The sequence below is a fragment of the Sphingobacterium cellulitidis genome (genome assembly GCF_043187465.1).
Lineage (GTDB): Bacteria > Bacteroidota > Bacteroidia > Sphingobacteriales > Sphingobacteriaceae > Sphingobacterium > Sphingobacterium cellulitidis.
In genome coordinates, this window is sequence record NZ_CP171136.1 from 1,855,331 (window position 1) to 1,869,773 (window position 14,443).

Annotated in this window: 11 protein-coding genes and 1 other RNA gene; 6 read left to right on the forward strand and 6 right to left on the reverse strand. The window is 35.9% G+C overall.

The genetic code is table 11. The features are described 5' to 3' along the window. Nucleotides 1-22 precede the first annotated feature (22 nt). Complete coding sequence (locus ACF3OC_RS08065) at nt 23-1,180, reverse strand: aspartyl protease family protein (protein WP_094282671.1); 1,158 nt, start codon at nt 1,178-1,180, stop codon at nt 23-25. A 777-nt stretch (nt 1,181-1,957) separates the two neighbouring features. Here ACF3OC_RS08065 and ACF3OC_RS08070 point away from each other — a divergent pair. The 5 genes from ACF3OC_RS08070 to ACF3OC_RS08090 all read left to right on the forward strand — a co-directional run bounded on the left by ACF3OC_RS08070 (nt 1,958) and on the right by ACF3OC_RS08090 (nt 6,340). Continuing rightward, on the forward strand, nt 1,958-2,530 hold the full coding sequence (locus tag ACF3OC_RS08070) for a Crp/Fnr family transcriptional regulator (RefSeq protein ID WP_094281972.1): 573 nt from the start codon (nt 1,958-1,960) through the stop codon (nt 2,528-2,530). 65 nt (nt 2,531-2,595) lie between these two features. Then, nucleotides 2,596-3,102 carry a hypothetical protein gene (locus ACF3OC_RS08075; protein ID WP_094281973.1) on the forward strand — a complete coding sequence of 169 codons (507 nt, stop codon included), beginning with the start codon at nt 2,596-2,598 and terminating at the stop codon, nt 3,100-3,102. Nucleotides 3,103-3,530: 428 nt separating this feature from the next. Beyond that, a complete protein-coding gene (locus tag ACF3OC_RS08080; RefSeq protein ID WP_144043744.1) occupies nt 3,531-4,250 on the forward strand; it encodes a hypothetical protein in 720 nt (239 codons plus the stop codon). 18 nt (nt 4,251-4,268) lie between these two features. Then, nucleotides 4,269-4,652 (forward strand): hypothetical protein, encoded by a 384-nt coding sequence (locus ACF3OC_RS08085; RefSeq protein WP_094281975.1) that lies wholly within the window; start codon nt 4,269-4,271, stop codon nt 4,650-4,652. Between the two features lie 1,094 nt (nt 4,653-5,746). Beyond that, on the forward strand, nt 5,747-6,340 hold the full coding sequence (locus ACF3OC_RS08090) for a hypothetical protein (RefSeq protein ID WP_094281977.1): 594 nt from the start codon (nt 5,747-5,749) through the stop codon (nt 6,338-6,340). A 392-nt stretch (nt 6,341-6,732) separates the two neighbouring features. Here ACF3OC_RS08090 and ssrA read toward each other — a convergent pair. Continuing rightward, nucleotides 6,733-7,101: a transfer-messenger RNA gene (gene ssrA, locus ACF3OC_RS08095) on the reverse strand. 325 nt (nt 7,102-7,426) lie between these two features. Between ssrA and ACF3OC_RS08100 the strand changes: the two genes are divergently transcribed. Beyond that, a complete protein-coding gene (locus tag ACF3OC_RS08100) occupies nt 7,427-8,488 on the forward strand; it encodes a hypothetical protein (RefSeq protein ID WP_094281978.1) in 1,062 nt (353 codons plus the stop codon). Between the two features lie 67 nt (nt 8,489-8,555). On the opposite strand, the gene hisD is transcribed toward ACF3OC_RS08100, so the two are convergent. From hisD to ACF3OC_RS08120, 4 genes are all read right to left on the reverse strand, one after another. Next, nucleotides 8,556-9,842 carry a histidinol dehydrogenase gene (gene hisD, locus ACF3OC_RS08105; protein ID WP_094281979.1) on the reverse strand — a complete coding sequence of 429 codons (1,287 nt, stop codon included), beginning with the start codon at nt 9,840-9,842 and terminating at the stop codon, nt 8,556-8,558. Continuing rightward, the gene (hisG, locus tag ACF3OC_RS08110; RefSeq protein ID WP_094257150.1) at nt 9,842-10,693 is read right to left on the reverse strand and encodes an ATP phosphoribosyltransferase; all 852 of its coding nucleotides are present in this window, start codon (nt 10,691-10,693) and stop codon (nt 9,842-9,844) included. The genes hisD and hisG overlap by 1 nt, the downstream gene beginning before the upstream one ends. A 255-nt stretch (nt 10,694-10,948) precedes the next feature. Beyond that, nucleotides 10,949-11,245 (reverse strand): hypothetical protein, encoded by a 297-nt coding sequence (locus ACF3OC_RS08115; RefSeq protein WP_094281980.1) that lies wholly within the window; start codon nt 11,243-11,245, stop codon nt 10,949-10,951. Nucleotides 11,246-11,458: 213 nt separating this feature from the next. Further along, on the reverse strand, nt 11,459-14,038 hold the full coding sequence (locus ACF3OC_RS08120) for a DUF5686 and carboxypeptidase-like regulatory domain-containing protein (protein WP_094281981.1): 2,580 nt from the start codon (nt 14,036-14,038) through the stop codon (nt 11,459-11,461). Nucleotides 14,039-14,443: the final 405 nt, after the last annotated feature.

Consider the following 14,443-nt stretch of genomic DNA (forward strand, 5'->3'; position numbering starts at 1 on the left):
TCATAATTAAATAATTAATGTATTACTTTTTAACCATTTCAAAAGAGACAATTTTACCCGCTTTGTTTTTAATACTAACAACTGCCCGCTGACTATTTTTTAACAATGTATCCCTTCTAGTTATTATGCTGCATAGATCAACACTGTCTTCATAGTCTTTATCATCTATTTTCACGATTTGATCTCCAATTTCAAAGTCTCCTAAATTAGGGACCCAGATAGAACCGACCACCAGTTTACCATCTGAAATTGATGGCGATATTGGCCAAGATTTTGAGTCTAAGAAGTTTTTACCACCGTTCCCCATTAAATAAAATTTCTGCTGTTTCAGGTCTATAATAACTTTACCCAAAGCAAGAAGTTCGGAGCCAATCATCGTAAAATGATTGGTCGTCGTAACACCCAAAAAACCATTCGTTTTCTTTTCGCCGAGCTTTAGACCATCCACCACAAAGCGGTACTGCCGTTGATCCTCAGCCATTCCATTAAAACCTACTGAACTTGATGATAGACTTGTCTGCACGATCATTTTACGGTTTTTCTTTTTGATCAATTCAAAATCACGTTGAGAGAATTCAATTATTCCGTTAAATCCTAGGTCTAATAACACATCGACCGGAAAAGCCTTGGTTCCAATTAAGATGTCTATTTTTATATAAGGCAAATATTCTCCTGTACTCACAAAAGAAATAGGCAATACTTGGGCATTTTCTGTATTGAATTCCTTGATTTCAGGAGCAATAGAAAGCAAACTGGAAGACCCGTCTAATTGGATGACCTTATCTCTAAACATGTCTATTCCAAGTATTCCGTCTACTTCAAAACAGTCGAAGATCAAATTATCCGAAATTAATGTCTTGCTATTAAAAAATTTTTGATCCGAGAGGACTATTGAGTCAACCACCATATGATCAATTGAAGCAGATTTTTCATTGGAATCCATTACCTGTGACGTACCGATAGTTTGTCCGTCGATCTTTTCCGTAAATAGTCGAGAAAAAACATTTGGCCCTGCACCTGTATCAAAAATAAAACGGCCACTCTTACCGTTTACCACGGCTGAGATGATTATTTTCCCTCCAACATTGTCATAAGGAATTATCGAAATTGGGGATAAAATTGTCGCAAAAAGTGTTTGTGAGACAAATACCAAAATGAAAGAAATAATATAATTTTTCATGACATAAATACTAGATTTCCTTTATTAAAATGCCCTTATCTCATCAGTACCAGAACTCTTTGAATAATAGGCGAATATGTACAATAACTTTAGTCTTTATAATAAAATTATTATCTCATTGGTTTTTTTTTATTCCCTAAAGATAAACAAATTATCTAAATTGTAATTTTATTTAATGTAGTTTTTGATTAATTCCTTGCGAATCTATAATATTGGGACCAATTATTCTATCGAATATCCAGTCATCTAATCACTTGCTTCTAATCTGAAAAACAAGGGCTTTGTGAAAAAATAAATAGAGCAGTTTACATTTATCGTTATATAGTAGGAAGGCCTAGTTTTTTTGGACTTCCAACGCATCTATCGTACCATAAATCACTTACTTCAGAAAGTAGAGGAAATGTATGTTTTTTAGGATGGATTGATAATTTGTATGGAATGTTTTTGCAATATTAAAAAATTTGGAAAAAGGGCAATTTTTTAATAATAAGAATATAAGACTTTAACAAGTGAAAGTTTCATGAAATTATTTAGGAACTTGTGAATTGACTAATCACTTTATTTTCCTGAGAATTTATATTTTTTGTTTTTCCAATTATTCCTCTTCATATAATTCCCAAAAATTATCATCTATAAATTGAACAAAAATTAGAATAATGGAATTTATAATGTAGAACTGCCATTCAACAGAAAGTGACCATGTATGCAACATGAAATTTTCCATTGATGCTATTTCGAAGTAACCTGAGTTCAAATAATAAAACAACATCCTTTTGAATGGAAGACCTTATCGACAACATTCGTTATTATATTCATTTTTCCGAAGAGGAATCCGAATTGATAAAAAAACTATTTACCGAGAAATCCTTAAAAAAGGGAGAAAACATCCTTGAACAAGGAAAAATCTGTAAATCGTTATTCTTTGTCTCAAAAGGGCTATTGAGGCAATATATTAATCATGAGGGAAAAGAACTGACAATTTATTTTAATGAAGAGAACACGTTCGCCTGTGATTTTGACAGCTTTATCAGTCAATCTCCATCTGAGAAAACAATCGAAGCGTTAGAAGACACCGAACTGTATATTATTTCCTTTGAAAATCTTCAACAATTTTATGCAGAGATAAACAAGGGAGACCGTTTCGGAAGACTTTTGTTGGAAAAGATATTTTCATCTGCCATTCGACATATTATATCGGTTCATGCAGACACTGCCGAACAACGATATTTGAATTTCCTGCATTCATTCAAACATTTGCAGCAACGGATACCACAGCTTTATATCGCTTCTTTTATCGGAGTAACCCCTCAATCATTAAGCAGAATAAGACGAAGAATTGCCCGAAAGTGATTTATTAACCGAGGGTAACTTTTTTGCTATTTCTATCCGTTTCCTTTGTACAAAAAAAAGATACAATGGAAATTTTACATTCAAAATCATTCTTCAAAATGGCAAAAACCTTAACAATAATAGGTTACTCTTTATGCTTTGGCAGTATCGCTTCATTTATAGCAATGAATGTCGTTGCGGGGGAAAACCCGACAATTGAGTTTTTGTATTGGCAAAGGCATTTCGTCAATCCGATTATGAACTATGTAACAATGCCGTCAATCTGGCTGTTTCTATTCGGGAATATTGGATTGTTTTTAGCGTTAAAAAAGGGTAGAAACCGTATGAATATCGTTCTGTTGGTATTATCTGTCTTGATAGCAATCAACGGACAATTTATTATTATACCCTTTGCAAAATCCGTTAGTAGTTTTGCTGTCCAACAACTTCAAACCTCACAGTTTATCACAGAGTTTGCGAAACAAAAATCAATAGAAGATACATTCGGAGGAATAAATTTGTTTTTTCTCATCATCTATTTAACCGTCCATATATCAAGTATCGGTAATGTAAAATCAGACAATATAGTCTGATAGCCTTACCTAAAGAATGGACGAGCAGGACGGGATATAACAACAAAAGGGCTTTTAAAGCCGTTTTGTCTTATCCTCTAATCCCAACAGACAATAAAACTGTTTAATTGTTTTTGAGAAGCATAAATTTTGTACAATTGCTATGAGCTAACAGAAAGGTGTAGAAAAGCAAAGCAATAAGCACAGTTACCAAAGCGTTTCCTTACAATCTTTGATTATCCACATAAGAGCCTTGTTTTCAACTCAAAAAGCTTTTTCCTGAAAACTTTAAAATAAAACGTAAAACGCACTACTTTTTAAGTGGTGCGTTTTACGTTTATTAAGCCTTCACCGATTGATCGTCATTCTCACTGTAATGTGGAGATTTGTTTCAACCCCTTTACCCCGCACTCATCCCTGAAACTCCTACGTGTCAACCCCAGGTCCCTGTGCAAAGCTACAGCTATACGTACGATAACCTGAATAGGTTAAAAAAGGTGGCTTATGTCTTAAGTACTAAAGACAACTTCTACAATGAAGAGCTGGCTTACGATGTGATGGGAAATATCGTAAGCCTTCGCAGAACGCACGGGTCAGCGGGCTATTCAACTAATTTTAAATACACATATTTGGGCAACCAGCTTACCAAGGTTGTTGATGGTGTGAATTCGGCAAGAAATAATACGTTTGGATATGACGGAAATGGGAACGGGATATCGAATTCTCGGTTGGGCATTACTTCGATCCAATACAATTACTTAAATTTGCCTAACAAATTTACCAAGGGCTCGGAGAATCTGTTGTATACTAACGATGCCACAGGGGTGAAGTTGACCAAGACCTTGGGAACGAATGAAACGCAATATGTTGGTGGGATCCAATACAAGAATGGTGTTCTAGAATTCATTCAGACCGAGGAAGGATTTGCAGGAATGGGAAATTCAATTACCGCAGGTTTGGGAGTCGGTCCTGCTACGATAGGAGGTACCTATGGAGGAACACAAGGAAATAGTTTTAGCGATTTTGGTTCTCCGACTTCAACAAACTCAAGGCCATATAAAACCTATGGCGGTGGACAGTCTTCGCAATATTCTGGAATAAGTGTAGGTGGAAAAGTTTCTGTCGGATCAACTATAGATGCAACAAGAACTTGGATTTTGAAATTTTAGGTTTAATACAATAAGATTATGCCAAATAAAAATGTTGTAAACAACCCTGTATTATTTTGCCTAATACTATGTTTTATCGTTTGGGTAATTTACTTCGTAATTACAAAAAAAAACACGCTTTATTTGTTAAAACAAAACTATGCTTTGGAGATTGAATCTGATTATAGAGGAGTAATTAAGAAAATATATAACGATAAATCAAATCATAACAGTTCAATGGTCGAATTTATGTATGGGGATGTAATTGGTATAAATGGTGCTTTTGTAAGTCAAATGGAGGTGGGAGACTCAATAAGTAAGGTTAAAGGGGATTCGGTGATAATGGTCTTCAGAAAAGGAAAGTATTTTTCAATTGGAATGAATTCGTTTTACAGAAAGGCTATTCAAAAAGAAATTAAATGAAGTAGATATAAATAGCTCTTTAACTTAGGACTACGGGGCAAGGTATGTATATGCAAGTGGTTCGGAGCAAATTATACGCTTAAGAATGATAAAAGAACCTTATCTGTAGGGTCTGGATTATTTTTTCATAATACAGATTTTCGAAGTAATGGTTCCATTAAAAAAATTAGTGGAATTCAATTAGGAGCTTCAGGGTTTGCGGGTTTCGTGGGCGGAAGTATCTTGTTAAAAATGGGAATGATAAATTAGGAGGTAGTTCAGTGCATCAAGAGGTATTTATATTTATTACGTTAGTTATATTAATAGTATTTTATAGTTTATATGCAAGAAAAACTGTTATTAGAAAAGCTATTAATGAATATATTGATTATGATTTAAACGAATATGGATTTGAGCTGAAAAGTTTTGAACCATTATTCTTGAACTCAGGAGAGTTCAAAGTGAATTTTTTCATTCTATTGATTGATAATCTGCGGAGTGGAATTTTTAAGGATACTTATTATGTTAACTTATTTTTATTAAAGGATGGCCAGCAAGTAATAATTACAGCGAGAATCCAAAGTTATTATTCCTTTAACATAGATAATGTTAAATATTCCAAAGAATTAAGGAAGCTAGGGTAATAATCTATTGAAAAAAATATAATGTAATTAATAAAGACATGGCTATTAATTAATTCGATTTATAGCCTTCCATTGAATGGATTAGTACAAGAAGTAGTTGACTCATCAAGTAATGAAGGAAAAAAATAGGAACAATTTATGAGGTTCCTGGCGAAAATACTGAATCTGGAGATCCATATTTGGGAGGCATAATAAACCTAATTCTAGCGATACAAGAAAATCAAACGATGGAAGAGATTGAGCTAAGGTTAAGGTAATTGATACTTATGATCCAAAGAATACTGAGGAAGGTAAGTCCAAAGAGCAGAAAGTAATAAATGATCGTAGAGGAGTTAGTTAGTTGGACAATAAGAGGAATGAAGGTAATAAAAAAATGGGAAGAACTTGATAAAAAGTATAAGGAATTTATTGGAAAAGCATTAAAATAAAGTTTATCAAAGACGATTTGAAATTAATGACAATAAGTAAGTTATGGTAGAAATAAAGAAGATTGAAAAATTATGGAGATGGTTTGAAGATAATCAAAATAATTTTGGGGAAAAATTTAATAATGAATCTGTTGTTTTACATTTAGATGAACTTGTTACCGACTTAGGTCCATTTACATGGGAAATTGGTCCCGGAAGTTTTAAAGATAGAATGTTAGCTATATCTCCAAATGGAGATATAAAAAAACTTCCTGAAACTGAATATATTGTTTCTTTTGCTCCGAGTTTAAAAAAATGGGAATTTTATTCCTCAAAACCGATTAAAAAAGCAGGAAATATTTTCTATTTTAATTATAACGAAGAAAAAACCAAGATTGATGCCAATGAATGGGAATATTTCTTACTTCAAGTAGAGGATAATTATTTTGAAATTGAAATTATTGCTAAAAATTTAGTTTCATTTGAGGTAGATACTCAACAAATGTTGGGAGAAATTTTATTAGATAATATCTTGGGAGAAAAAAAAAGAATGTTAACCTTTCAATATATCGATGTAAATTGTAATATTGATAATTTTTATTTAAAAAAACTAACAAATATAAATCATCTTAGAGACCATCTAGAAAGTTTGCTTTAGTACTCCAAATGAAATGGAAATGTTTTGCCCGCAAAACAGAAATTAGCAGCATAATAAGTTTCCACTTTTTATTGCTATTCCAAATAGGAAATGCAATAAAAATTAGGGACAATTTAAGCAGCTTCTATTTTATTTTTGATCATTTCCTTTTCAAGCTAAACAATAAACTGCTACCTTCTTAAGTTAACTCTTGGTGCTTTTTGCTTTCCTAAAACAGAAAAACTGCTTCTAATTGAATTAATCGCGGTTTTTCCTGTGGAGCCCTCAGGATTGTTTCAGCCACACATCCCCGCACTCAAACCCTGAATCCCCTACGGGTCGAACTCTGGCCATCGCTAGTTCGAATCCCTGCGGCCCACAAAAAAAGCTCATCTTTCGATGAGCTTAATTTTTTGTGGAGCCGGAGGGATTCGAACCCTCGTCCAAACATAGTATGATTTACGCTTTCTACATGCTTAGCTTCTCTTTGATTGTCGGGAGAGGGAAGGTGAGTTGCTTACCTATACCGTACTCCGTATTTGCTGGGTCTTATCCTTGCTTAGCAAAATCGCAAGGACCAGTTCTACGATTCGGTGCCTCTAATGTCAAGCGGTAGAACAAAGCTTGACGAGACAAAAGCTAAATCTTAATTCTAAATTAAGCAGCTAAGGCGTAGTTTTCTTCGCCATTTGAAAAGTTGAAAGTTCAGATTAAAGTGCTAGACTAACAATGCACTGCATGCTTACATAACCATCGCTATCCTGTCAATTCCGGTCGACCCCGTTATGTATGGGCAACAAATGTAATCAATTTATTGGACTTCAAAAACCCTAAGATGTTTAATTTGGATAGGATTTTATAAACATAATTGCTATATTACTGTTTTAAAAGACAATAGGTTAAAATATTGTCTCGATTGAATTAATATTCTAGGCCTTTATGATTTTTGTTTTAACAAAATAAAAAGTATCTCAGAATCGAGAAATTGATTTTCAAGCGAATAACATAATACCTAAGGTAATAATTGCCTTTATATACCATATAAACGATTATTTTTTAATAATCAGAGTTGAAATAAATTATTGTACTATACTAAAACTATACACAATGGCTGAGGAAAACAACCCGAAAATAACAGCTACGGAAACTGGAACCGAAAACAGCACTCCCGCGAAACCGGTAGCTAGCACAAGAAAAGCGCCGACTAAAAGGCCTGTAAAACAGGAAACTGAAAAAACTCCAGCTCCTAGAAATACGCCTAACCCTGGAAAAGGAAATGGGGAAGGCTCAAGTACGCGTTCTCGCAAAACGACAATGGAAGAAACAAAGCCTACGCCAGCAAGCAACGCAGCTACGAAACCTGCTACAACAGCTGCAAAGGCAAGTCCTGCAACTAAAGTAAGTGCTGCGAAACCTGCTGCGGCTAAACCTGCTGCAAGAACTGCAGCCAAATCAGCAACTACAACAGCTTCTGCAAAGACTAGCCCAGCAACGAAAACCGCTGCTAAACCAGCGGCTGCTTCAGCGGCTAAGCCTGCTGCTTCAACGACTAGTAAACCAGTAACTTCTGCAGCAAGCAAACCTGCTGCTGCTAAAACTACAACTGCTGCAAAACCAGCTGCTGCAAAAACTACAGCAAGTGCAAAAACTACAACAGCTAAACCCGCAGCAGCTTCAAAAGCAGCTGTAAAACCTGCTGCAAAGGCAACACCGGTTGCGAAAGCAAACGCACAAAAAGAAGCTCCAAAAGCTACCGTTCCTTCGAAAACTGAAGAAGTGAAAATTGAAAAAGAAGCTTCCTACAAGGAGGAAGTTCCAAATAATAAAACGGTGAAGGAAAATCCAGATAAGAAATCAAAACCTGAAAAGGCAGAGAAGAGGAAATCTGATTCAAAGAAATCTGATAAAAAGGAATTGAAATCCAAGGATGCCCAAAAGTCCAAAGACAGCAAGAAGAAAAAAGACGAGCTAAAAGCTAAGGAAGAAAAAGCCAAGGCTAAGAAGGCTCCAAAGAAAAAGTCTAAAAAAGATGCTGCAAAAGATGAAAAAACAGCTAAAAAGACGAAAAAGAATGAAGGTAAAACCTTAAAGAAATTAAAAAATGCTTTCGCTGAAATTTACCATAAAATCGTAGGTGACGATAATGGTAAAAAGAAGAAAAAGAAATAATTGAGGAATCAATCGAGATTGATAAAGGGATATCTGCTCAGATATCCCTTTTTATGTCTTAAATAACTTATTTCTTGCGGATGCTGACCGCATTTTTATGGGCATGTAAGCCTTCCAGTTCTGCCAATATCTCTACAGTCGAGCCAATCTGTTCCAACCCTTCCTCTGAAATATGTTGAAATGTAATTTTCTTGACAAAAGAATCTACCGATACCCCGGAATAGGATCTGGCAAAGCCAGAAGTTGGTAGGGTATGGTTGGTACCTGAGGCATAATCGCCGGCACTCTCAGGTGTTAAATGTCCCAGAAATACTGAGCCTGCATTTAATACCTTATTGATTAATGGTTTCCATTCATTGGTTTCTAAAATCAAATGCTCGGGAGCATATTGATTTGAGAAATCCATGGCTTCCTGTAGGGTTTTAGTAACGACCATATACGAATTTTTCATCGCCTGCTCTGCCAATTCTTTTCTCGGCAATATCTGCAACTGGCTTTTCAATTCCTTTTTTACAGCTTCGGTAATGGTTTCTGAGGTAGCGACCAATATCGCCTGGCTATCGATTCCATGTTCAGCTTGCGCCAATAGATCAGCCGCAATATAAGCTGGATTGGCACTTTCATCTGCAATAACCAATACTTCTGAAGGACCTGCCGGCATATCGATGCTTACATCGGTCAACCCCTGAATGATGCTTTTAGCTTTGGTGACAAACTGATTCCCAGGTCCGAAGATCTTATTGACTTTCGGAATGCTTTCTGTACCAAAAGCCATGGCTGCGACTGCTTGAGCTCCACCAACCAGGTAGATCTTATTGATCTGCAACAGTTTCAGGCAATAAGCCACAAAGCCATTGATTTTACCATTGTTCTGCGGCGGCGAACAAACCACGATTTCCTTACATCCAGCAATTCGCGCAGGTACACCCAACATCAATAATGTGCTTGGTAATACTGCCGAACCACCTGGAATATATAACCCTACTTTTTCAATAGGGCGGACCTCACGCCAGCATTTTACACCCGGCATGGTTTCCACAGTACGCTCTCTTTTTAACTGGGTCTGATGGAATTTATGAATATTCTGAAAGGCAATTTCCAATGCACGCATCTGATCCCGGGAAATCCCCATTGCCAGCGCATCAATCTCATCCTGCCCTAGATATAACTCCTCCAATTCTACCTTATCAAACTGTTTGGCATAAGATTTTAAAGCAGAGTCGCCATGGTTCTTCACCTCCTCAATGATATTCAGGACAGTATCCTGAATGGCATGATTGGGATCCGTGTTGCGACTTACCAGCTCCTGGATCTTTTCCTTGCTTAAATCTTTATATAGATAGGTTTTTAGCATTACATAATAATTTTTTCGATTGGCATCACCACAATACCTTGTGCACCGGCAGCCTTTAATTTGTTGATTTTATCCCAAAAATCATCCTCAGAAATAACAGTGTGTACTGCTACCCAACCTTCTTCCGCTAATGGAACAACAGTAGGACTCTTTACCCCATGCAATAGTTCTGTAATTTGCGTCAGATTCTTCTTCTCAACGTTCAAAACAACATATTTCGTTTCTTTTGCGCGAAGAACAGATTGAATTCGTTGCAACAACTCACAGATAATAGGATTCTCTTCCAGTCCATCTCTACCGATTAATATGGCTTCTGAATTACGAACATCCACGAATGGCTTCAATCCATTACTCTTTAGGGTTCCGCCGGTAGAAACAATATCACAAATAGCATCACTCAATCCCAATCCAGGAGCAATTTCTACAGAACCTGAGATCATTTGGATATCAGCTTCAATTTTATATTCATCTAAAAATTGTTGTAGGATATTAGGGTAGGAGGTAGCAATGGATTTGCCGTTAAGGTCTTCGAGTCTATCGATGGTAGAGTCTTTGGGAATCGCCAATTTCAAGGTGCATCTTCCAAAACCCAAGCGTTGTAAATATTGAACATTGGATAGGGTTTCTTCGATCACATTCTCACCAACAATTCCTAAATCTGCAATACCTTGTTCAACATATCCAGGAATATCATCATCGCGAAGGAAAAGGATTTCAAGATTAAAATTAGAAACGGTAGTGATTAAGGAGCTTTTATAGTTTTCGAAGTCCAATCCGCAATTTTTTAGTAATTGAACTGATTTTTCGTTTAATCTACCCGACTTTTGGATAGCTATTTTGAGATTTTTCAAAATATAGAGTTTATGTTGAGTGTAAAAAATTATTAATAAAAAAGAATCTGGGGTTTACTTGCGCCTCACGTAGAAGCCAATACTAATATCTATCGCCACAATGGCGATGATGCATTACGTATTGATGTGTACAAGCGTTCTTCATTATAATAATCGCAACAAATGTAATGGATATCAGTTTGTCATGCAAGGAAATAATTAAAAAAAGATCAATATGTTAATTTTCACATTGGAATTAACTCAATTCATCTATCCTTACAATAAGGACCAGCTGAGCCATCCAGCAATGATTATTTGAACCAGCATCAATATTTTGGGAACAATACCTTTGGTTCTCGCAAAATAGATAAATGAAAAAATACTTAGAATAATGAGGGCAATAGTGAGGTAAGTCACATCCACCTTCCATAATCCTTCAAAATCAGCCTTGGCCTCATCAAATCCAGTAGAATTTTTTGAAAAATAAAACCAAGAGCCTAGATATGCCAAATTCAGTATTAATGAAACATAGGCAACAATAATGTTTATACTATTCGATGTCTTTTGACTCATAATCAATTAGGTAGTTAGTGTTTCTCAAAATAAATATACAAATTTTCCAAAACAAAAAAGCGGGCATAAACCCGCTTTTCATCTCAAATCATAACCCACAACATCAATTTCTTCTTCTCAATACTCCTTTCCACTATCTCACATCTCACTTCTCATGTCTATTTTCCCGTTTTCTATCTCAATACTCACATCTCAAATCTCACATCTATTAAACTAGAAATCAAACTTCACTCTCGCTCTAATTCCCCATTCAGGAGCGTCTGGATGATCCAGGTAATTCAATCTTTTTACCACATCCACACGTAATACCTTAAAGATATTGGCAACGCCGGCACTAGCTTCCATATAAGGCTTATTACCAAAAGTAAAGGACATTTGATCGCCATCGCCATTCGTTTGCCAAGAATAGACCTGGTTGTTCAAACTAGGATTGTTGCTGTCACGAAGACCACCATATACCCCTTTAAAGCTAAATACCTCCCTTAATTTCAATTTGTTCAACAATGGAATTTTATTGAAAATAAAGCCATTCATATAATATTGCACATTCCAGGAAACATGATGGTCGGAAATAAATTCCATAAAGTTCATCAAGTTATAGGATTGCAACTGATAAGCATAAGTTTGGTTTGCGCGATGGATATTCAACACTGGGAAAGGTAAATTATTCCCGAGGATATAAGTTCCATCCACATTCACATCCGCATATCCCAATTGAGATAAGTATAATCTTTTGAAGATACCCGCAGAGAAATTGTGATAGTTATATTCGCCGCCAAAAACACCTTTTACACCCGCGGTATAATTTAAGGTCATGATCGGATATTTGTTGAATATTGGAGTTCTGTATAATTTCCCTTGATAAAACTCCTCCTTAGGTGCCCAACGAAGACCAACATTAACCTCCGTACTTTGAAGGTTATTGATGATTTTATGAGAGCCATCAGCCATGGGTAGGGAATAAGAAAGAACCCCAGCAGGAGTTTGTTTCCAAGTGCCTAAGCCAGCATTCACGGAGAAGTTATTACTGAATTCAACCTTATAATCAACTCGATAAACCTCATTGTAGAGATAACTTTTGTTTTCACCACGTTTGAAGGAAAGCAATACGTTGTCTTCCTGAACGAATTCTAGATTCTGACCCGGAATTTTGGTGTCATAAGAAGCTGAAACCCGGATATAGTGTTGCGGGAATTTATAGATGGACTTATTGTTTAAAGAATAAGTTCCAGCAAGGAAATATTTCCATTTCTGATCCTCGAAACCATAGGCGCCATATCCTTCCGCATAGAATCTCTTGCTCAACTGTTCTGTAGTACGACCTCCAACACGAAGGCGAAATCCTTCAACTGGGTTGTACGAATAAAAGGTATTTACCGGACCAATTTCAACGGGTCCTGCTTGTTTATATCCTGAAAAGACCAATGCTGAGATATCCATAAAGGTCCGGAAGGAAGGCATACTTTGAAGACTATCAATATTGGTATAAATGGAACGTTCAGATTTGCTCAATGGTTCCGGTCTCAATGTAGCCCAATAACTTTCGGATTTCGTTTCTTGAACCTTGTTTTCTTCAACTGGGACAACCACATATTTATCAGGTACAGCATAGATGCTATCCGGACGAACCTGACCATTGACATAATCATTGATCAAGACCACGCGCTTACCCTTGATTCCCTTTCCTTTATTGGTGATTGAGAAATCAATACCCAAGCTGGATTTATTCAAGTAATATTTGTTATCCTCGGTTTTGTTGAAGCCTAATTCTATATTCAGGTCTCGAACAAAATTTAAGTTGATTTCATCACTGACGGTCATTTCCGCAGCTTTTACCGCATAGTTGCCGTCAAGGGTTACATAAAGTTTACCCTTGAACAATAGATCATTTTTGTTTCTTGGATAAAAGCTTAATTCTACCAAGGACTCATCCTTATTCTTGATCGTATCGGTAATATAGAAGCGATAGAAAGTAGGTGCGGTATTCGCAATAGGACTCAAAAACTGGTTGGTCAAAATCGTGATATTGTTATCATAGATTTCAATCTCATCATAGAGTCTATTGAAATATTTGCTCAATCCATCGTTGTCAATGAATTTAGGATCGAACTCTGCCTTGCGATCTGCCAGGATGTATTGTTTCTTGGCATTGGGATCTTTACGGAAATAAACCTTTGAGAATTTTTCCTCCATATATGCTGGTAATACATAGTTAGCCTCGTTTTTTGCAGTGTCATCTTTCTCAAATAGGAATTGATATTTCTTAAATACCTTTTTGTTCTTGAACTTCTCATCCAGGTTGCTCAATCCCAAGCTTATTTTTTCATATTGGTCAAATTCAGCAAACTGCTGACCTGTCAATCGGTTTTGGTCCCTATGTTCTACTACCTTGCGAATTAACTCAACGGCAGGATTATTCTTATTGGAGTATTTGATACGCTTAGGAGCACGAACCACAATTTCTTCAATGGAGTTGGAAGGGAACAACATCACGCGGATGGTTTGTTCCTTTTCAGCACTTACAGGATATTCTTCAGAATCAAAACCGACAGAACTAATTCTGATCTTCTTGTATTCGGAAGGGATGGTCAATGTATATTCCCCTTTTTCATTGGAACTGGTACCCATTTCTTTTTCAGCACCCAATACTTTGATGGATGCGTAAGGAATAGCTTCGTAATTGTCAGCATTCATCACTTTCCCCTTGATGGTGATAAAATCCTGAGCATAAATAAATTGGAATGAAAATAACATTCCAAAGAGTATTGACAAGTAAAATAATCTCGTTTTCATGTTGTGACTTTTTGACTTTTTTATGTTGTTATTCAAAAAGTATTGCAAATAAAGATATTATTGATGATTTTATAAAGTAGTGAATTGACGATTTGACTTTTCTATGATATTTAGTCAATAATTATTATTTGATATGACAATTGGCTAATAGTTTGGCGATTCCATGACAAAATTGTTTTGGTTCTAAATGAATCCATTCCCTATTCTGTTGTTATATTCTGAGATAGTTTAAGTCAAATTTGGGGATAATTCGACCATTGGTCCGACTTTCTTAGGATTTTGGTCTGATTTTCTTCGGACCTTGGCCGAATTTTTTCGAACAAGGTCAGGAAAACCTCCGAGGGAGGTCCGAAGAAGGTCCGGAAAAGGTCCTAGTTTGAACGGTATAAAGCTATAATTAAAGCC

What these genes read in the sequence shown, in the direction of transcription:
- ACF3OC_RS08085 (WP_094281975.1), top strand. Translation starts at nt 4,269, where the DNA reads ATGCCAAATAAAAATGTTGTAAACAACCCTGTATTATTTTGCCTAATA.
- ACF3OC_RS08090 (WP_094281977.1), top strand. Translation starts at nt 5,747, where the DNA reads ATGGTAGAAATAAAGAAGATTGAAAAATTATGGAGATGGTTTGAAGAT.
- ACF3OC_RS08100 (WP_094281978.1), top strand. Translation starts at nt 7,427, where the DNA reads ATGGCTGAGGAAAACAACCCGAAAATAACAGCTACGGAAACTGGAACC.
- hisD (WP_094281979.1), bottom strand. Translation starts at nt 9,842, where the DNA reads ATGCTAAAAACCTATCTATATAAAGATTTAAGCAAGGAAAAGATCCAG.
- ACF3OC_RS08075 (WP_094281973.1), top strand. Translation starts at nt 2,596, where the DNA reads ATGGAAATTTTACATTCAAAATCATTCTTCAAAATGGCAAAAACCTTA.
- ACF3OC_RS08065 (WP_094282671.1), bottom strand. Translation starts at nt 1,180, where the DNA reads ATGAAAAATTATATTATTTCTTTCATTTTGGTATTTGTCTCACAAACA.
- ACF3OC_RS08070 (WP_094281972.1), top strand. Translation starts at nt 1,958, where the DNA reads ATGGAAGACCTTATCGACAACATTCGTTATTATATTCATTTTTCCGAA.
- ACF3OC_RS08120 (WP_094281981.1), bottom strand. Translation starts at nt 14,038, where the DNA reads ATGAAAACGAGATTATTTTACTTGTCAATACTCTTTGGAATGTTATTT.
- ACF3OC_RS08115 (WP_094281980.1), bottom strand. Translation starts at nt 11,245, where the DNA reads ATGAGTCAAAAGACATCGAATAGTATAAACATTATTGTTGCCTATGTT.